This window comes from Stenotrophomonas sp. 28608_Sma, assembly GCF_056486185.1.
Genome location: NZ_CM151308.1, coordinates 577,378 through 595,245, shown reverse-complemented (window position 1 = coordinate 595,245; position 17,868 = coordinate 577,378). Strand labels below are relative to the sequence as shown.

The window sequence follows — 17,868 nt, the reverse complement described above, 5'->3', positions numbered from 1 at the left end:
GTACGCCGCAGGTTTTTGCGCCGATCCGCCTCAGCCGATCCGGCGCGCGCGGGTCGCCAGGAAGGTGGGCAGATAGCGATCGATCAGGAATCGCGGCTGCGGCTGCCAGTCTTCCATGAAGCGATCGATGATGAAGCCGGCATCGAGCTGCCCACCGATCAGTTCGGTCAGGCTGTGGCCGAAGGTCAGCGCGTCACCCCGTGCCAGCTTCGCCTCGCGCTCGGCCGGCGCCAGGTCTTCCAGGTCCGAATAGGGAATGGCGTACTGTGGCCGGATCAGGCCCTGTGCATCCAGCTGCGGATCGCGCGCGCCGACGAACAGCACCGGGTTGTAGAAGCTGGCCATCAGCATGCCATCGCGTGCCAGCACGCGGCGGCATTCGGTCCACACCGGGCGCACATCAGGCACGTACAGGTTCGAGATCGGGTGGAACACCACATCGAAACTGTCGTTGGCAAACACGTGCAGATCGCGCATGTCGCCCTGCACGGTGCGCAGCTGCAGGCCATCGCGCGCGGCGACCCTGCGGTCCTGTTCCAGCTGCCCGTCGGAGAGATCGAACACGGTGACGTCAGCGCCCGCAGCGGCCAGCACCGGTGCCTGCTGGCCACCGCCTGAGGCCAGGCACAGGATGCGACGGCCGCGCACATCACCCATCCAGTCCAGTGGCAACGCGCGGGGCGTCAGGTGCACCTGCCAGCGGCCTTCGCGCGCGGCGGCAATCGTTGAACTTTCCACCGGGCGCGACCATTCGCGCACTTCGCTGGCCTGGCGGTCCCAGGCAGCACGGTTGTGGTCGATCAAGGCCTGTCCATGGTTCATGTGTTCTCCTTGCCCGGTGGGCGCCAATCCAGATCCTGGAAGGCCGGGCTGGCGAAACACTCGCCCAGGAAATCCAGGAATCGCCGCATGATAGCGGGCTGCTGGCGCCGTGACGCGTACACGGCATGAATGCCGAGTTCGTCCAGGCTGAATTCGGGCAGCAGTTCGATCAGCTCGCCACTGCGCAGCAGCGGCGCCACCTGGTAGGTCGGCAGCATGGCGATGCCGGCACCGGCGCGCACCGCCTCCAGCAGCAGCGAGGCCTCGTTGGCGCTGATGTTGCCACCCACCGCCACCGACAGCGAACGACCGTCGCGGTGCAGCTGCCACAGGCTCTTGCCGACGTAGTGGTGGGTCAGGCAGTTGTGCGCGGCCAGGTGCTCGGGAGCGGTCGGTGTGCCACGCGCCTGCAGGTAGGACGGCGTCGCGCACAGCACCGAACGGCAGGTGGCCAGCCGCCGCGCGATCAGGCTCGGGTCGATCTGGCGGGCGATGCGCACCGCCAGATCCACGCGCTCTTCCACCAGGTTCACCGTGCGGTCGACCAGCAGCAGCTCGATGCGCGCCGCCGGATGGCGCGCGACGAAGCCAGCCACCGCCCGTGCCAGATGGCTCTGCCCGAACGAGACGCTGGCGGTCACCCGCAACGTGCCATGCGGCTCGGGATCATCGCTGGCCAGTTCGCCCTGCAGTTCTTCACCGATCGCCAGCATCTGCCGGAAGCGCGCCAGTGCCGCCTCTCCAGGACCGGTCAGGCTGACCCGGCGCGTGGTCCGGTGCAGCAGCCGTGCGCCCAGCCAGCCCTCGACCTCGGCCAGGTAGCGGCTGACCATCGCCCGCGACATGTCCAGCACCTCGGCGGCGGCGGTGAGGCTGCCGCGCTCGGCCACCTCGACGAAGACGGTCATGGCGGTCAATCGGTCCATATGCTCGATCCATGCAACAAACAAGCGCGTTATACGCTGTTTTTCGATCAACTGCAGCAGCCTAGAGTGGCCCCATTCCCACCCCACACCGCCCCACGGAGTCCTGCCATGAAGATCGCCCTCGTTGGTTCCACCGGCAACATCGGCCGCCAGATCGCCCGCCACGCGCTGGCCCGCGGCCACGAACTCACTGTCATCGTACGCAGCGCGCAGGACCTCCCGGCCGAGCTGGCCGGTGCCCATCCGGTGATCGCCTCGCTGGATGACCAGGACGCGCTGGTTGCCGCCATCACCGGCCACGACGTGCTGGCCAGTGCCTACGGCCCGCGCCCGGGCGATGACATCGGCCGCGTCGGCGAGGTCGCCGCGCAGCTGGCCGCCGCCGCACGCAAGGCCGGCGTGCCCCGCCTGGTGGTGGTCGGTGGCGCCGGCAGCCTCGAAGTCGCACCCGGCGTGCAGCTGGTCGATACCCCCACCTTCCCGGAGGCCTACAAGCCGTACGCACTGGCCCACCGTGAGGCGTTCAACCGCCTGCAGGCGGTGGATGACCTGGACTGGACCTTCTTCTCGCCGGCCGCCGAAATCGGCCCGGGCGAAGAGCGCGGCCAGTACCGCGTACAGCCCAAGGCCTTCCTGGCTGATGCCAGCGGCCACAGCCGCATCAGCTACGCCGACTACGGCGCGGCGTTCGTCGCCGAGCTGGAAGCGCACCAGTACCCGAAGCAGATCATCACTGCGGCGTACTGATGCCAGGCCGCCGGGCATGGCCCGGCGCTACCCACCTGTGAGCCAGGCCCACGCCCGGCTCGCCGTCCGCCACAAGGAATGCCCCATGCGTACCGCTGCCCTGCTGCTCCCCCTCGCCCTGGCCGCCAGCTTCACCAGTGCGCCACTGCTCGCCGCGCCGGCCGCCGCGGCGCCGGCCACGGCCACGAAATCCCAGCTGCACCTGCAGACCTTCCATCCCGGCCCGCAGGCGATGTTCTCGGTGTCCTCGGTGCTGATCGAAGGCCGCCACGACGCGATCCTGGTCAATGCGCAGTTTGGTGCCAGCGACGCGCGCAAGCTGGTCGAGCTGATCCGCACCAGCGGCAAGCAGCTGACCACCATCTACATCAGCCACGGCGATCCGGACTACTACTTCGGCCTGGCCACGCTGCAGGACGCGTTCCCGCAGGCGCGCGTCGTCGCCACTGCGCAGACCGTCGCCCACATCCAGCAGACCCAGGCCGGCAAGCTGGCCTACTGGGGACCGAAGATGGGCGCCGACGTGCCGGCGCGCATCGTGGTGCCGCAGGTGCTGGACGGCGATGCCCTGCAACTGGAAGGCCAGCGCCTGCCGCTGATCGGCCTGGATGGACCCACGCCGGACCGCACGGTGCTGTGGGTGCCGTCGCTGCGCGCGATCGTCGGTGGCATTCCGGTGGTGGCCGGTGAACACGTGTGGATGGCCGACACGCAGACGCCGAAGTCGCACACCGACTGGCTGCAGACCCTGCAGCGGCTGCAGGCACTGAAGCCGAAGGTGGTGGTGCCGGGGCATTACGCGCCGGGTGCGGCGTTGGATGCCAGTGCGCTGCGCTTCACCTCGGACTACATCCGCGCGTTCGATGTTGAGGCGGCAAAGGCGAAGGACAGTGCGGCGCTGGTGAAAGCAATGCAGGCGCGGTACCCGAAGCTGGCGGGCGTGGAGTCGCTGGAGCTGAGTGCGAAGGTGGCCAAGGGCGAGATGCAGTGGCCATGAGGTAGGGAGTTTTCTTTTGCAGGGCTGCGCCCTGCACCTGCTCAATGCAACGGCAACAGCCGAAGCAACAGCTGGCTATCCGTGGGATGGCGAGGTGGGTCCGGTTGCGGGGGACGCCGTGAATCCGTCCATGGAGGCTCGGTCGCGCCATCCATGGCGCTCACGCCCCCGCAACCGGACCCACCCCGCCTTCGACAGTTCTCTGCGATCTGCCTGGATGGCATGTCTCCGCAACCTGTCTGGATGGCATGACCTGCTCTTGGTAGGTGTCGACCTTGGTCGACACGAAGATCAGCTACGTGGGGACTCGTTCGGCCCGTGCTCGAACAGTTCCCCCTGCACCACCGGCTCCTTTTCGCGGAAGCCACCGAGTCCGACACCCACCAGCCGGTAGCGGGTCTCCGCCGGCAGGTCGACGCGGGCGCGCAGGGCCAGGGCGATGTCGCGCAGTTCTTCCATCGATTCCGGCGGGCGCTCCGGGGTGAAGCTGCGGGTGAGGATGCGGAACTGCGCGGTCTTCAGTTTCAGCACCACGGTGTGGCCGACGCGTTCGGTCTTGCGCGTGGCATTCCAGGTTTTCTCTGCCAACTGCACGATCGCCTCCCCCAGGTCTTCCAACGGCAGGTCTTCGGCGAAGGTGTCTTCGGAGGAAATCGACTGCACCTGTTGGTCCGGCTCCACCGGCCGCTCGTCGATGCCGCGTGCGCGGTTGTACAGGCTGCGGCCGAAACTGCCGAACGCCTCTTCCAGGTCGATCAGTGCCCACTGCCGCAGGTCGCCGCAGGTGACGATGCCGCGCGCGGCCAGCTTGCCTTCCATCACCTTGCCGACGCCGGGCACGCGGTTCACCGGCAGTGGCAGCAGGAAGGCGTCCACCCGCTGCGGTGGAATCACGAACTGGCCGTCGGGCTTGCGCCAGTCCGAGGCGATCTTGGCCAGGAACTTGTTCGGCGCGATCCCGGCTGAAGCAGTCAGGTTCGTTTCCTCGCGGATCTGCGCGCGGATGGTGCGGGCGATGTCGGTGGCCAGTTCAATGCCACTCTTCGGCTCGGTCACGTCCAGATAGGCCTCGTCCAGCGACAGCGGCTCGACCAGGTCGGTATGGCGCAGGAAGATCGCGCGTACCTGCTGTGACACCGCCTTGTAACGCGCGAAGTCCGGCGGCACGAAGATCGCGTCCGGGCACAGGCGCTCGGCACGCACGGCGGGCATCGCCGAACGCACGCCGAACACGCGCGCCTCGTAGGACGCCGCACACACCACCGAGCGGGCACCCCGCCATGCCACGACCACCGGCTTGCCGCGCAGTGACGGATCGTCGCGCTGCTCCACCGACGCGTAGAACGCGTCCATGTCAACGTGGATGATCTTGCGCAGTCGGGTCATGTCAGGTGGGAAAGGCGGGGCCGGGCCGGGTGGGCCACACGCCGAAGTATGGTCGTTGCACATCAACAGGATGCGCGTATTCCCTTGAAAACACTACGGTTGCGTACGGTTGAAATGTTTGATCGGCGCAGTTTCCACGGGCATCCTCGAGCGCTTGTTTCCCTGTTTCCCCGCTTCCAGGATTGTGCTTCATGACCCGTCTCCACGCGTTCAACCGCGAACAGCTGCTGGCCAGCGCACGCGGTGAACTGTTCGGCACCGCCGCCGGCCGTTTGCCCAACGATCCGATGCTGATGTTCGACCGCATCACCGACATCCGCGAGGACGGCGGACCGCATGGCAAGGGCATGGTACGCGCCGAACTGGATATCCGCCCGGACCTGTGGTTCTTCGGCTGCCACTTCACCGGCGACCCGGTGATGCCCGGCTGCCTCGGCCTGGATGCCATGTGGCAGCTGACCGGCTTCTTCCTGACCTGGCTGGGCGCCCCCGGCAAGGGCCGCGCACTGGGCTGCGGCGAGGTGAAGTTCACCGGCCAGGTACTGCCGGAGGCCAAACTGGTGCGCTACGAGATCGACATCAGCCGTGTCATCAACCGCAAGCTGGTGATGGCCCAGTCGGACGCCCGCATGTACGTGGATGACCGCGAAATCTACAGCGCGCGCGACCTGCGCGTCGGCCTGTTCACTGAAACCGGGAGCTTCTGATGCGTCGCGTCGTCATCACCGGCATGGGCATCACGTCCTGCCTCGGCAATGATCTGGATACCGTTTCGGCTGCGCTGCGCGAAGGGCGCTCGGGCATCACCGCCCTGGCCGACCACGCCGAAGCGGGCCTGCGCAGCCAGGTAGGCGGTCGCGTCGACCTCGACCTGGAGGCGCTGATCGACCGCAAGCAGAAGCGCTTCATGAGCGATGCGGCGGCCTTCGCCTACCTGTCCATGCGCGATGCGATCGCCGATGCCGGGCTCAGCCCCGAGCAGGTCAGCAACCTGCGCACCGGCCTGATCGCCGGTTCCGGCGGCGGCTCCAGCGAATGGCAGATCGGCGCAGTCGACCTGCTGCGCGAACGCGGTGTGCGCAAGGTCGGCCCGTACATGGTGCCGCGCACGATGTGCTCGACGGTCTCGGCCTGCCTGGCCACGGCCTACCAGATCAAGGGTGTCAGCTACTCGCTGTCGGCCGCCTGCGCGACCTCGGCGCACTGCATCGGCGCCGCCGCGGACATGATCCGCCATGGCGCGCAGGACATCATGTTCGCCGGTGGCGGTGAAGACCTGCACTGGTCGATGAGCGTGATGTTCGATGCGATGGGTGCGCTGTCGACCAGCTTCAACGAGACCCCGGCCAGCGCCTCGCGTCCATACGACAAGGACCGCGACGGCTTCGTCATCGCCGGTGGCGGCGGCATGCTGGTGCTGGAGGACTACGACCACGCGGTTGCGCGCGGTGCGCACATCCATGCCGAGCTGATCGGCTATGGCGTGACGTCCGATGGCGCCGACATGGTCGCGCCGTCCGGTGAAGGCGCGGTGCGCTGCATGAAGATGGCGCTGCAGGACGTCGATCGTCCGCTGGACTATCTCAACACCCACGGCACTTCCACGCCGCTGGGCGACGTCACCGAGCTCAACGCGATCCGCGAAGTGTTCGGCGATGCGGTGCCACCGCTGTCCTCGACCAAGGCGCTGTCCGGCCATTCGCTGGGTGCGGCCAGCGTGCATGAGGCGATCTACTGCCTGCTGATGATGCGCGATGGCTTCGTTGCCGGTTCGGCCAACATCGGCGAACTGGACCCGAAGGTGGAAAGCTTCCCGATCCTGCGCGAGAGCCGCGAGCAGAAGCTGGATACGGTGATGTCCAACAGCTTTGGCTTCGGTGGCACCAACGCTGCACTGGTGTTCGGGCGGGTGTGATGGGGCAGGTGTGCCGACCAACGGTCGGCACCCGTAGAGTCGAGCTTGCTCGACTGCATTGAAAAGCGTGCCAACCAAGGTTGGCACCTACCGGGGCGTTTGGGCGTGCCAACCAAAGTCGGCACCTACCAGGGCGTTTGGGCGTGCCAACCAAGGTTGGCACCTGCCGGGGCATTGGGTGTGCCGACCCACGGTCGGCGCCCACCGTTACCTCGGCAGCAGCGGCAGCAGCAGCGCGTGCGCGTCCACCAGCGAGCCGACGATGCGGTGACCCAGTGCGCGCAGCTCTTCATCCGGATGCACCAGGTCCGGCACCTGGATCACGGTCATGCCGGCAGCCAGCGCTGCACGCGTGCCGGCCGGTGAGTCTTCCAGCGCCAGGCAGCGCTCGGGCACCTGGCCCAGCCGCTGCGCGGCCAGCAGGTAGATATCCGGCGCCGGCTTCGGCCGCGCCACATCACCACTGGTGATCACGGCATCGAAATACGGCAGCAGGCCGGCAGCGGCCAGCTTGCGGTTGGCCCGCGGCTGCCGCGTGGTGGTTGCCACCGCGCGCGGTACCGCGTGCGCTTTCAGCAGCTCCAGCAGCTCCAGAATGCCCGGACGCAGCGGCAGGCCGGTCTGTGTGCGTGCTTCGTACAGCTCATGGCAGCGTGCGGCCACCGCTTCGATCACGCTGTCCTCGATGCCCTGCGCACGCAGCAGCGCGTGCGTGTCACGGTCACCGAGGCCGACCATGCGCAGGAACACCGCCTCGTCCAGGCCCAGTCCGAACTCGTCGGCGGCCTCGCTCCAGCAGGCCAGCGAGACCCGCTCGCTGTCGATCATCAGGCCGTCCATGTCAAAGATGACGGCGTCGGGCAGGAACGGCAGCGCAGCGATGGTGGTCATGGAGCGAACAGCGTATCCAGATCGGTGGAGGTGAGCTGCCGCCATTGCCCCTCGTCCAGTCCCTGCAGGTCCAGCCCGCCGACGCGGCTGCGGTGCAGGGTCTGCACGTGGTTGCCGGTGGCGGCGAACATGCGGCGTACCTGATGGTAGCGGCCTTCATGCAGTACCAGGCGTGCGCGACGCGCATCCAGCACTTCCAGTTCAGCCGGCAGCAGGGGGGTCTTCTCGGACTCCAGCATCAGCGTACCGCTGGCGAACAACGCCACTTCGTCGCCGCGCAGGTCGTCGCTCAGTTCCACTTCGTAGACCTTGGGCAGCTTCGACTTCGGCGAGATGATCCGGTGCAGCAGGCCACCATCCTCGGTCAGCAGCAGCAGGCCGCTGGTCTCGCGGTCGAGGCGGCCCACGGTGGACAGCACCGGATCGCGGTCACGGAAGCGCGGCGGCAGCAGGTCGTAGATCAAGCGGCCGGTGTCCTTGGTCGAACAGGTGTAGCCGGCCGGCTTGTGCAGCGCGATCGACAGCCCCACCGGCGGGTCCAGCGGCTCGCCGTCGACCCGGATCGCCTCGTGCGGCACCTGGTCGTCGGCATACAGCACCTCGCCGTCGGCGTCGGTGACGCGGCCTTCGCGGAACATCCACTGCACCTGCTTGCGGCTGCCATAGCCCAGGTTGGCGATGAGCTTGACCAGCTTCACTTGCCCTTCCCCTTCACCGCTTCCACCAGCTTGAAGCCATCACGCTCGGCGATCACGCGCACCGCGCCAAAGCTCTCGTTGAGCGTGTACTCGTACGGCAGGTGGCGGTTGGCCACCACGTACAGGCGTCCGCCCGGGCGCAGCGCCTGCGCGGCCACGGCGATGAAGCGCTGGCCGATGTCCGGGCGATCGGCGCGCGACGGCGTGTGGAACGGCGGGTTGCTGATGATGACGTCGTAGCCCGGTTCGATACCCGCGGTGACGTCCTGCCACAGGAAGCGCAGCGGCAGCGCGCGCGGCGGCGGCGCCAGGTTCAGTTCGGCCAGGGCCAACGCACGCTGCTCGGCTTCGTACAGATCCAGCGCGGTGATCTTCGGGCAGCGTTCCAGCAGCTCGCGCGACAGGTAGCCATAGCCCGCGCCGAGGTCGGCGGCACGCCCGGCCAGGTCGGCCGGCAGATGCTCGGCCAACAGCGCCGACGCCGGGTCGATGCGATCCCAGGCGAACACGCCCGGGCGGCTGAGGAAACGGCCGCCGACGATCGGCCGCACCGCATCCAGTGCCGACCAGCGCTTGGCCAGGTCGGCGTCGTGCTGGCCCTGCATCGGGGCGGTCCAGTACACGCGACAGTGGTTCTTGGTCAGGCTGCCGCCGAGGCCGGTCAGTTGCTTGAGGTCACCCTCGCCCGAACGTGCACCTTCGTTGTTGGACTGGCAGGCGACGATGCGGCCGCCGTCGGCGACCAGCGCCAGCGCGCGCGCGAACAGGGCACGGGCCTCCTCGCGCTGGCGCGGCGGCAGCACCAGCACCAGCGGGTAGCGGCCCTTGCCGGCCACATCATCCAGCTGGCCGCTGACGGTCCAGCCGGCGGCCTGCTGCAGCGGCTGCGCGAACGGGGCAAAGCTCTGCTCGCAATGCACTTCGCGGTTGCCGGCCACTTCGCGCAGCGGCCAGCCGTCGCGGGCACGCAGGAAGGCCACCGGGCCCTCCGGCCAGCGCAGGGCGCCTTGGGAGAACGGCAGGAACAGGGTCTGCAGGGGGGCGTCGTCGCTGGAGGCCATCGGCGCGGGTACTTCAAGCGTGAGGGCCGTCCATTGTACCGGCTTGGCCGGGCCGGCCCCGGCGGCCGCTTTGCGAAACCCGAACGGGGCCTTGATCTGCCAGCAACATTGAAACGTTCAGGGTAGAGGCTCCCCCGGAAACCCAGGAGAACCTGCATGCGAGCCTTGTTCGTCGGTGGCGTGGTCGACAACAGTGAAATGGACCTGGAAGGCAGCCATCCGCCCGTGCATTACCCCGAGGACACCGGCGGTGGCCACTCGCGCTACCGGCTGCACCAGGTCGGCCATGGTGCCGACGGAAGCGTGGCCTATGCGGTGTACGGCGCACCGGACCTGGCCGACGACGAGGTGGCGAGGGTGGCGGAAGAACGCGCCTATGCGCGCCGGTTCGAGGCGACGCCTACGTTGTTCGAGCATTGATCCCAACAGCCACGCATGGCGTGGCTCTACTGCAACCTCTGGAAAATCCACGCTGTGCGTGGACGGCATGAGGCCTGGCCGATGACGAGGTCACGCACATCCATGCGTGGCCCTTTCCAGTAGATCCACGCCATGCGTGGATGGGGTTGGCAGGTTGCCGTCAGACCCTGGGCGGCAACCTGCGGATGCTGGCGATCTCATCCAGCCACACATGGTGCTGCTGCACCGGCGTGTCGTAGTCATCCAGGCGCAGCTGGCCGTTGCTGCCTTCGTCGCCGGCCTCGTTGCGGTATTGCTGCACCGTCGGTTTCACGGCGACGGTGCCGAGCAGTCGGCGACCATCGTGCAGGGTCAGTTCCACCTGCGTTTCGCCTTCCAGCTGCGGCAGCAGGGCTTCCAGGCGCGCGATCTGCGCCGGATCGGTGTGGATGCGGGGAGCTGTACGGGACATCGGCGACCTCCTGCGTGCAGGGTCGCCGATCGGCCGTGAATGCTCAGTGCAGCGCGCTGTCCGCGCGTGGCACCTGCACTTTGCGTACCGCAGCCACCAGCTGTGCCACCGAGTACGGCTTGGCCACGTGTTCCTGGAAGCCCGACGCCAGCGCTCGGCGCCGGTCATCGGCACGTGCCAGCGCGGTCACGGCAACCGCCGGCAGGGTCATCGCATCCACGCCCATGTCCTCGCGCAGCGTGCGCACCAGGCCATAGCCATCCATGCCCGGCATGCCGATGTCGGTCAGCATCACGTGGTACTGCAGGTGCCCGGTATCGGCCAGCAGCGCCAGCGCTTCACCGGCCGAGCTGGCTGCCGACACGCTTGCGCCCTGCTCTTCCAGCATGCGCCGCAGGTACTCCAGCACTTCCGGCTGGTCTTCCACCGCCAGCACGTGCATGCCACGCAGCGGATACGGCTCGACGATCACCGGCTCCAGGATCGGTCCGCTGATCACTTCGCGCAGCGGCCGCCGTTCGGCATCGGGAATGTGCTGCGGCAGGCGCACGGTGAAGGTGGCGCCGTGGCCATGGCCCTCGCTGGCGGCGGCGACGGTACCGCCATGCAGTTCGACCAGCTGCTGCACGATTGCCAGACCCAGGCCGAGGCCGCCATGCCGTCGGGTGGTGGTGCCATCGGCCTGGCGGAAGCGGCTGAACAGATGATTGAGGAATTCGGGCGCGATGCCGTCGCCGGTGTCGCGCACGGTGATCACCCAGTGGTTGCCGTCGGCCTGCAGCTGCAGATCGATGCGGCCTTCGGCCGGGGTGAACTTGATCGCATTCGACAGCAGGTTCCACAACACCTGCTGCAGGCGGGTGGCATCGCCCAGCACCAGGCTGGGCTGCTCCGGCAGCTGCAGGCTCACGTCCAGCGCCTTGCCTTCGGCGACCAGCTCCTGCGCGCCGATGGCTTCGCCCAGCAGGTCGCGCAGATCCAGTATCTCCACCTCCAGCTGCACCTTGCCCAGCAGCATGCTGCTGAGGTCGAGCATGTCCGAGATCAGCCGCTTCTGCGCACCGGCGCTGTTGGCGATCACGTTCAGGCCCTTGTACAGCGGGCTGGTGTTGTCCACGCGCTGCAGCAGCAGTTCGCTCCAACCGAGGATGGTGGTCAGTGGCGTACGCAGTTCATGCGACAGCGTGGCCAGGAACTCGTCCTTCAGCCGCGCCATGTTCTCGGCTGCGCTGCGCGCGGCACGCTCGGACTGCAGCAGCTCCTCGCGGGCCAGTTCGATCTCGCGGCGTTCGGTCACGTCCGGGCTGCTGCCGGCCAGGCCGATGAAGCGGCCCATCCGCGAGAAGCGCGGACGCGCGTTCATCTCCAACCAACGCCAGTCGCCATCGGCGCGTCGGGCCCGCACCAGCGCATGCATCGACCGCTGCGCCTTCAGCGCTTCCTGCAGTTCGTACTCGAACACCGACGCATCGTCCGGGTGCACCAGGCCACGCCAGACATCTTCCGGCACGCGCGTCTCGTCGCCGCCGAAGAACTCACTGAAAGCGCTGTTGACGAAACGGGCATGGCCGCGCTCGTCGAGCACCCACACCGGCATCGGCAGGCCATCGGCCAGCGCACTGAAGCGGGCTTCGCTTTCGCCCAGCTCCACTTCCATCTGCTTGCGCGCGGTGATGTCGAAGAACAGGATGCCGACCTTGTCCTCACCCGGGCGGCCCACGCGCACCGCATCCACCGCGAACGAGCGGCCCAGCGCACGCGCTTCCATCTCGAACTGTGCCGGCCGGCCACTGCGGGCAACTTCGCCGTAGATGCGGAACCAGTCTTCCTCGTGGCCCGGTTCCAGCGCCGTCATGCGCTGGCCACGCGCATCCTTCAGGCCGGTGTGGCGCTCGAATGCGTCGTTGACCTCGATGAAACGATAGTCGACCGCACGATCGCCCTCGAACAGCACCTGGATCACGCAGAAACCGGCGTTGATGCGCTCAAGCACGCCATGATGCAGGTCGGGTTCGGGCGCCGGCACCATCATCGGTGGGCGCTCCACGAGGGGCGGCAGTGTGGACAAGGGCGTCAGTGCAGGCCGGGTTGGAGGCACAGCATCTTCCAAAGGGCGTATTCACAGCGTCAAGCGCCGTCAGTCATGGTTGACGACGATGAATTGGCGGCAACCACTCTTGCGCATGACGCAATCTGCCATTGCGGCGCCCCGGCCGCAGGATCACACTCGATCTGTGATCAACATCGTCCCCATCGCGGGGACGCAGGAGACCGTCATGAAACGCTCACTCGCGATTGCCCTGCTGGCAGGCGCCCTGGTGGCGGGCGGCGCCGCCGCTGCACCGCGCACCGTGACCGATGCGGACGCGCCACGTGCGTTGCAGGCCGATGGCCCGGTCAGCGTGAAATGGGAGGACCCGGCCAAATTCACCGAGATCCGCCAGAGCACCAACCGCTTCGAGGCCGAGCGTGGCGACTGGGTACAGCAGCTGGCACGCTACCTGCAGACCACCGCCGCCAAGCCGCTGCAGCCTGGGCAGACCCTCGATGTGACCCTGGTCGACATCAAGCGCGCCGGTGACTACGAGCCGTGGCATGGCCCGCGTGGCCGCGACATCCGGATCATGCGTGACATCTACCCGCCGCGGATCAGCCTGCAGTACACGTTGAAGGACGCCAGCGGCCGTATCGTCAGCGAGGGCGATGTGCGCCTCAGCGATACCGGCTACCTGCACAACCTGGGGCTGAAGAGCGACAGTGATCCGCTGCGCTACGAGAAGCGCCTGATCGATGACTGGGTGAAGCGGCAGCTGGCCAGCCAGGCCACCGCCGCGCGATGATCCCGGGCGGCGCGACTCACCGGTAGGTGTCGACCTTGGTCGACACGCATTCAAAGCGCCGACCAAGGTCGGCCGCTACCAGTGCCGAGCACGCCGACCAGTCCCTACCGGTAGGTGTCGACCTTGGTCGACACGCATTCAGAGCGCCGACCAAGGTCGGCCGCTACCAGAGCCGTGCGCGCCGACCGGTCCCTACCGGTAGGTGTGGACCTTGGTCGACACGCATTCACAGCGCCGACCAAGGTCGGCCGCTACCAGAGCCGTGCACGGCCAGCGTTCGGTCAGTCCTGATAGACCTTCGCCACGCGCTTGACCGCGCAGGGCAGCTGGTACGCACTCACGCCGCAGCGCGGCGCCAGTTCGGACAGCGTCGGTGCACTGCCCCACAGTTCCACCACACTGCCGATGCCGGCCTGCGCGTGCGCGGTCAGGTCCACGGTCAGCATGTCCATGGACACGCGCCCGATCAGGGCACCGGGCTGACCATCGATCAGCGCCGGGGTGCCATTCGGGGCAAACTGCGGATAACCGTCGGCATAGCCGAGCGCGACCACGCCCACGCGGGTGCGTGCCTTGGCCACGAAGCGCGCGCCATAGCCCACCGGCTCACCGGCCTCGATCCAGCGTTCGGCGATCACCTTCGACTGCATCGTCATCACCGGGCGCAGGCGCTCGGTCAGCGCGGTGTTGTCAGGCAGCGGATTGGCGCCGTACAGCATCAGGCCCGGGCGCACCCAGTCGCTGCGTACATCTGGCCAGCCCAGCAGCGCCGGCGAGTTGCACACGCTGGTCTCGCCATCGAGGCCGTCGATGGCCCGCGCGAACGTCGCCGCCTGCTCGTGGGTGCGTTCGCTGTCCAGTTCGTCGGCACGCGCCAGGTGGGTCATCAGCACGATGCGTTCGACCTGCGGCAGCGCCAACAGGCGTGCATGCGCCGCGCGGAAGCTGTCCACGTCCAGGCCGAGGCGATGCATGCCGCTGTCCAGCTTCAGCCACACCGTCAGCGGGCGCGGGCTGTCGAACGCGACCAGGGCTTCCAGCTGCCACGGCGAGCCCACCGCGAACCAGAAATCGTGTTCGGCCACCAGCGCCATGTCGCTGGGCTCGAAGATGCCTTCCAGCAGCAGGATCGGCGCACGGATGCCGGCCTGGCGCAGTTCCAGCGCCTCTTCGATGGTGGCCACGCCGAAACCATCGGCCTCGCCTTCCAGTGCCTGCGCACAGCGCACTGCGCCGTGGCCATAGGCATCGGCCTTGATGATCGCCAGGGCCTTGCCACCGCCCAGTTCACGGGCGAGCCGGTAGTTGCTGCGCAGGGCGCCCAGATCGATCAGCGCGCGGGCAGGACGCATGTGCGGTTCTCTTGTTGCGGCGCGTGACCGTACTGGCCGTAGCGGAAAATATCCAGGCCTTCGGTGCTGATCTGCGGCTGGCGCGCGCTCATCAGGTCGGCCAGGTAGCGGCCCGAGCCGCACGCCATGGTCCAGCCCAGCGTGCCGTGCCCAGTGTTGAGGTACAGGTTGCGGAACGGCGTGGCGCCGATCACCGGCGTACCGTCCGGCGTGGCCGGGCGCAGGCCGGTCCAGAACTGCGCGCGCGACAGGTCACCGCCCTTCGGGTAGAGATCGCTGACCACCAGCTCCAGGGTCTCGCGACGGCGCTGCGACAGCGACAGGTCGAAGCCGGCCACTTCGGCCATGCCACCGACGCGGATGCGGTCGTCAAAACGGGTCACCGCCACCTTGTAGCTCTCATCGAGGATGGTCGAGGTCGGCGCCATCGCCGGGTCGGTGATCGGCAAGGTCAGCGAGTAACCCTTCAGCGGATACACCGGCAGGCGCATGCCCAACGATGCGACCAGCGCCGGCGAGTAGCTGCCGAGCGCGACCACGAAGCGGTCGGCGGTTTCCAGCTTGCCGTCGATGCGTACGCCGGTGATGCGGTCGCCATCGAATTCCAGGCCGGTGATGTCCTGGTCGAAACGGAACTCGACACCGGCATCCACGCACATCTGCGCCAGGCGGCGGGTGAACAGCTGGCAGTCGCCGGTCTGGTCACGTGGCAGGCGCAGCGCGCCGACCAAGCCATCGACATGGGCCAAGGCCGGTTCGGCCTGGATGATGCCGGCGCGGTCCAGTACCTCGTACGGCACGCCGTACTGGGCCAGGATCTCGATGTCCTGCGCCGAGGCATCCAGCTGCTGCTGGGTGCGGAACAGCTGGGTGGTGCCCAGGTCGCGGCCTTCGAACTCGATGCCGATCTGCGCGCGCAGCTCGTTCAGGCAGTCGCGGCTGTACTCGGACATGCGCACCATGCGCGCCTTGTTGATCGCGTAGCGCTCGTGGGTGCAGTTGCGCAGCATCTGCCACAGCCAGCGGTACTGGGCCAGGTCCATGCCCGGCTTGATCGCCAGCGGCGCATGCTTCTCGAACAGCCAACCGATGGCCTTCTTCGGCACGCCCGGGGCGGCCCACGGCGAGGTGTAGCCGAACGACAGCTGGCCGGCATTGGCAAAGCTGGTTTCCAGCGCCGGGCCGGGTTGGCGGTCGATGACCGTGACTTCAAACCCGGCCTGTCGCAGGTACCAGGCACTGGTGGTGCCGATCACGCCGCTGCCGAGAACTAGGACTCGCATGGGACTTCTCCAACCCGATCATTCCCTGCACTGGAGCGTGCCGGGACCATAATTGGGGAAGTATAGACAGCCATTCCCAGTTGATTTGCCTGATTTGCGATCAACCGGCAGGATGTTCCCCTGCAATTCATTCCCCAAGGTTGACGGCCATGGCCACCCGTACCCGCGAACTGGACAAGATCGATCGCAAGATCCTGCGCATCCTGCAGGCCGAGGGCCGTATCTCCTTCACCGAACTGGGCGAGCGGGTCGGCCTGTCCACCACCCCGTGTACCGAGCGCGTGCGCCGGCTCGAGCGCGAGGGGGTGATCACCGGCTACCACGCCCACTTGGACCCGGCGGCGGTGAAGGCCAGCCTGCTGGTATTCGTGGAGATCAGCCTGGCCTACAAGTCCGGTGACATCTTCGAGGAGTTCCGGCGCGCCGCCCTGAAGCTGCCCAACGTGCTGGAGTGCCATCTGGTCTCGGGCGACTTCGATTACCTGCTGAAGGCGCGGATCAGCGAGATGGCCTCCTACCGCAAGCTGCTCGGCAGCACCCTGCTGACACTGCCGCATGTGCGTGAGTCGAAGAGCTACATCGTGATGGAAGAAGTGAAGGAAACGCTGAGCCTGCCGATTCCGGATTGAGTCCGGAACGGTAGTGGGGCCAGATCCCGTGCAGCGGGCTCTGACCCCCGGGTCCGTCAGCGCTGCTGCGGATGCTTCTGCGAGCGCTGTTCCTGCTGCTTGCCACCCTTGTGCGGCTGCTGCGGCTCCATCTGCTGCTGTTGCTGTTGCTGTTGCTGTTGCTGCTGTTGTTGCTGCGGGTTGCGGCCCTGCGGTTCCTTGCCGGGATGACGGTTCTGCTGGTTTTTCATGATCGCGATCCAGTGGACGAAGGACATGCGGCGGCGCAATGCCGGCGCACGGTCACGTTGGTCCCGGAACGGTTAATCGCAGGCGAAAAAGCAGTGATCTGCAGCGGGTTGTTTTCGTGCGTTCAGGCCGGACAGCGTGCGGTAGCCGCCAACCTCGTTTGGCACCCGAGATCAGCGCTTGATCTGCTGGCCATCGCCGGCCGGCACGCTGTCGTAATAGCGGCCGGTACGCGAATCGAACACGCGGTTCGGACCGGCCGGGCGTACCCCGGGGACGATGCGGCCATTGCGGTCGTACACCTTGTCGGCCGGCTTCGGCGCCGGGGTGGGCGCGATCTGGGCGGGACCGGTGGACCTGATCGGCTGCGCCGGCTGCGGCGACGGCAGGACCTGCGGCTGCGGGCGAGCGGCCTGCGGCGGCGGCATCACCGGCTGCGGTGCCACGGTGGTGGCACTGCGGGTGGCGGTCGGGCTCGACGACGTCGGTACCTGGGCCTGCGCGACCAGGGGCAACAGGGCCATCAACAGCAGGGAAAGGGTCGGTTTCATGTCACGCTCCGGCGTGGATCACATTTACCTTGCGCCTGCACCTGTGTGCCGGCCATGAACGGCCATCACACTTGCAAGCGCGCGCCGGCACCCCCACGTTTTCCGCCATCCCCAGGCCATCAACCCCCACGGAGCGCCGCCATGACTGCCTTCGACCTGACGCCCCCCACCGCCACCCAGACCGAGGCGCTGATCGCCGGCCTCAGCAGTGAAGAGCGCCGCGTGCTGCTGCAGCACGGTACCGAGGCGCCGTTCTGCGGCGTGTTCCTCGACAACAAGCGCGAGGGCGTCTACTGCTGCCGGCTGTGCGCACTGCCGCTGTTCCGCTCCAGCACCAAGTTCGATTCCGGCACCGGTTGGCCGAGCTTCTTCGCCCCGTTCGACCCGGCACACGTGCGCGAAATCCGCGATACCAGCCACGGCATGGTCCGCACCGAGATCACCTGTGCGCGCTGTGGCAGCCATCTGGGCCACGTATTCCCGGACGGCCCGCCGCCCACCTACGAGCGCCACTGCCTGAACTCCGTCTCACTTTTGTTCACCGGCAATGGCGAGCCCTGGCCCGACCCGTTGCAGCGTGGCGGCGCCGAAAGCGGCGTGGCGGGCTGAAACACCCCGCTGACCGATTTCACAGAATTCCCTCTTCAGAAAACCGGGCGACGGGCCGACAA

General features: G+C 67.5%; 20 protein-coding genes. 8 read left to right on the top strand and 12 right to left on the bottom strand.

Features of this window, described 5'->3' with window-relative positions:
- Nucleotides 1-30 precede the first annotated feature (30 nt).
- Both ACZLHH_RS02665 and ACZLHH_RS02660 read right to left on the bottom strand, forming a co-directional pair.
- Complete coding sequence (locus ACZLHH_RS02665; RefSeq protein ID WP_032128731.1) at nt 31-822, bottom strand: class I SAM-dependent methyltransferase; 792 nt, start codon at nt 820-822, stop codon at nt 31-33.
- Entirely contained in the window at nt 819-1,748 is a 930-nt protein-coding gene (locus ACZLHH_RS02660) for a LysR family transcriptional regulator (protein WP_032128732.1), read from the bottom strand. The genes ACZLHH_RS02665 and ACZLHH_RS02660 overlap by 4 nt, the downstream gene beginning before the upstream one ends.
- A gap of 108 nt (nt 1,749-1,856) precedes the next feature.
- Here ACZLHH_RS02660 and ACZLHH_RS02655 point away from each other — a divergent pair, with 108 nt between their 5' ends.
- Both ACZLHH_RS02655 and ACZLHH_RS02650 read left to right on the top strand, forming a co-directional pair.
- Nucleotides 1,857-2,495 (top strand): NAD(P)-dependent oxidoreductase, encoded by a 639-nt coding sequence (locus ACZLHH_RS02655; protein ID WP_049462428.1) that lies wholly within the window; start codon nt 1,857-1,859, stop codon nt 2,493-2,495.
- Between the two features lie 85 nt (nt 2,496-2,580).
- Nucleotides 2,581-3,492 (top strand): MBL fold metallo-hydrolase, encoded by a 912-nt coding sequence (locus tag ACZLHH_RS02650; protein WP_049462430.1) that lies wholly within the window; start codon nt 2,581-2,583, stop codon nt 3,490-3,492.
- Between the two features lie 291 nt (nt 3,493-3,783).
- On the opposite strand, the gene dinB is transcribed toward ACZLHH_RS02650, so the two are convergent.
- The gene (dinB, locus tag ACZLHH_RS02645) at nt 3,784-4,878 is read right to left on the bottom strand and encodes a DNA polymerase IV (protein WP_049463455.1); all 1,095 of its coding nucleotides are present in this window, start codon (nt 4,876-4,878) and stop codon (nt 3,784-3,786) included.
- Nucleotides 4,879-5,069: 191 nt separating this feature from the next.
- Between dinB and fabA the strand changes: the two genes are divergently transcribed.
- Nucleotides 5,070-5,585 carry a 3-hydroxyacyl-[acyl-carrier-protein] dehydratase FabA gene (gene fabA, locus ACZLHH_RS02640; RefSeq protein ID WP_049463456.1) on the top strand — a complete coding sequence of 172 codons (516 nt, stop codon included), beginning with the start codon at nt 5,070-5,072 and terminating at the stop codon, nt 5,583-5,585.
- The gene (gene fabB, locus ACZLHH_RS02635; RefSeq protein WP_049424825.1) at nt 5,585-6,793 is read left to right on the top strand and encodes a beta-ketoacyl-ACP synthase I; all 1,209 of its coding nucleotides are present in this window, start codon (nt 5,585-5,587) and stop codon (nt 6,791-6,793) included. The genes fabA and fabB overlap by 1 nt, the downstream gene beginning before the upstream one ends.
- Before the next feature lie 207 nt (nt 6,794-7,000).
- Here the strand turns inward: fabB and ACZLHH_RS02630 are convergent, their stop codons facing one another.
- From ACZLHH_RS02630 to ACZLHH_RS02620, 3 genes are read right to left on the bottom strand one after another with little or no spacing between them, the layout of a single operon-like run.
- Entirely contained in the window at nt 7,001-7,684 is a 684-nt protein-coding gene (locus ACZLHH_RS02630; protein ID WP_049463457.1) for an HAD family hydrolase, read from the bottom strand.
- Nucleotides 7,681-8,382, bottom strand: a complete 702-nt coding sequence (locus ACZLHH_RS02625) for a pseudouridine synthase (RefSeq protein WP_049463458.1) — start codon at nt 8,380-8,382, stop codon at nt 7,681-7,683. The genes ACZLHH_RS02630 and ACZLHH_RS02625 overlap by 4 nt, the downstream gene beginning before the upstream one ends.
- Nucleotides 8,379-9,443 carry a class I SAM-dependent methyltransferase gene (locus ACZLHH_RS02620; protein ID WP_032128737.1) on the bottom strand — a complete coding sequence of 355 codons (1,065 nt, stop codon included), beginning with the start codon at nt 9,441-9,443 and terminating at the stop codon, nt 8,379-8,381. The genes ACZLHH_RS02625 and ACZLHH_RS02620 overlap by 4 nt, the downstream gene beginning before the upstream one ends.
- A 156-nt stretch (nt 9,444-9,599) precedes the next feature.
- Here ACZLHH_RS02620 and ACZLHH_RS02615 point away from each other — a divergent pair, with 156 nt between their 5' ends.
- Entirely contained in the window at nt 9,600-9,863 is a 264-nt protein-coding gene (locus tag ACZLHH_RS02615; RefSeq protein ID WP_005407925.1) for a hypothetical protein, read from the top strand.
- A gap of 160 nt (nt 9,864-10,023) precedes the next feature.
- Here the strand turns inward: ACZLHH_RS02615 and ACZLHH_RS02610 are convergent, their stop codons facing one another.
- On the bottom strand, nt 10,024-10,314 hold the full coding sequence (locus ACZLHH_RS02610; RefSeq protein ID WP_049463459.1) for a DUF3247 family protein: 291 nt from the start codon (nt 10,312-10,314) through the stop codon (nt 10,024-10,026).
- A 43-nt stretch (nt 10,315-10,357) separates the two neighbouring features.
- Nucleotides 10,358-12,346 carry a hybrid sensor histidine kinase/response regulator gene (locus ACZLHH_RS02605; protein ID WP_032128739.1) on the bottom strand — a complete coding sequence of 663 codons (1,989 nt, stop codon included), beginning with the start codon at nt 12,344-12,346 and terminating at the stop codon, nt 10,358-10,360.
- A gap of 244 nt (nt 12,347-12,590) precedes the next feature.
- Between ACZLHH_RS02605 and ACZLHH_RS02600 the strand changes: the two genes are divergently transcribed.
- Nucleotides 12,591-13,154, top strand: a complete 564-nt coding sequence (locus ACZLHH_RS02600) for a DUF3016 domain-containing protein (RefSeq protein ID WP_049463461.1) — start codon at nt 12,591-12,593, stop codon at nt 13,152-13,154.
- Nucleotides 13,155-13,435: 281 nt separating this feature from the next.
- Here the strand turns inward: ACZLHH_RS02600 and alr are convergent, their stop codons facing one another.
- Together alr and ACZLHH_RS02590 are read right to left on the bottom strand one after the other, a co-directional pair.
- Nucleotides 13,436-14,506, bottom strand: a complete 1,071-nt coding sequence (gene alr / locus ACZLHH_RS02595) for an alanine racemase (RefSeq protein ID WP_049463462.1) — start codon at nt 14,504-14,506, stop codon at nt 13,436-13,438.
- Nucleotides 14,485-15,789, bottom strand: coding sequence for a D-amino acid dehydrogenase (locus tag ACZLHH_RS02590; RefSeq protein ID WP_032128742.1), 1,305 nt, complete (start codon nt 15,787-15,789; stop codon nt 14,485-14,487). The genes alr and ACZLHH_RS02590 overlap by 22 nt, the downstream gene beginning before the upstream one ends.
- A gap of 149 nt (nt 15,790-15,938) precedes the next feature.
- Here ACZLHH_RS02590 and ACZLHH_RS02585 point away from each other — a divergent pair, with 149 nt between their 5' ends.
- On the top strand, nt 15,939-16,418 hold the full coding sequence (locus tag ACZLHH_RS02585; protein WP_005407919.1) for a winged helix-turn-helix transcriptional regulator: 480 nt from the start codon (nt 15,939-15,941) through the stop codon (nt 16,416-16,418).
- A gap of 56 nt (nt 16,419-16,474) precedes the next feature.
- On the opposite strand, the gene ACZLHH_RS02580 is transcribed toward ACZLHH_RS02585, so the two are convergent.
- Together ACZLHH_RS02580 and ACZLHH_RS02575 are read right to left on the bottom strand one after the other, a co-directional pair.
- Entirely contained in the window at nt 16,475-16,675 is a 201-nt protein-coding gene (locus ACZLHH_RS02580) for a hypothetical protein (RefSeq protein WP_049463463.1), read from the bottom strand.
- A gap of 144 nt (nt 16,676-16,819) precedes the next feature.
- A complete protein-coding gene (locus ACZLHH_RS02575; RefSeq protein ID WP_049398340.1) occupies nt 16,820-17,197 on the bottom strand; it encodes a hypothetical protein in 378 nt (125 codons plus the stop codon).
- A gap of 141 nt (nt 17,198-17,338) precedes the next feature.
- On the opposite strand from ACZLHH_RS02575, the gene msrB reads away from it, so the two are divergent.
- Nucleotides 17,339-17,806, top strand: a complete 468-nt coding sequence (gene msrB, locus ACZLHH_RS02570; RefSeq protein WP_049463465.1) for a peptide-methionine (R)-S-oxide reductase MsrB — start codon at nt 17,339-17,341, stop codon at nt 17,804-17,806.
- Nucleotides 17,807-17,868 lie beyond the last annotated feature (62 nt).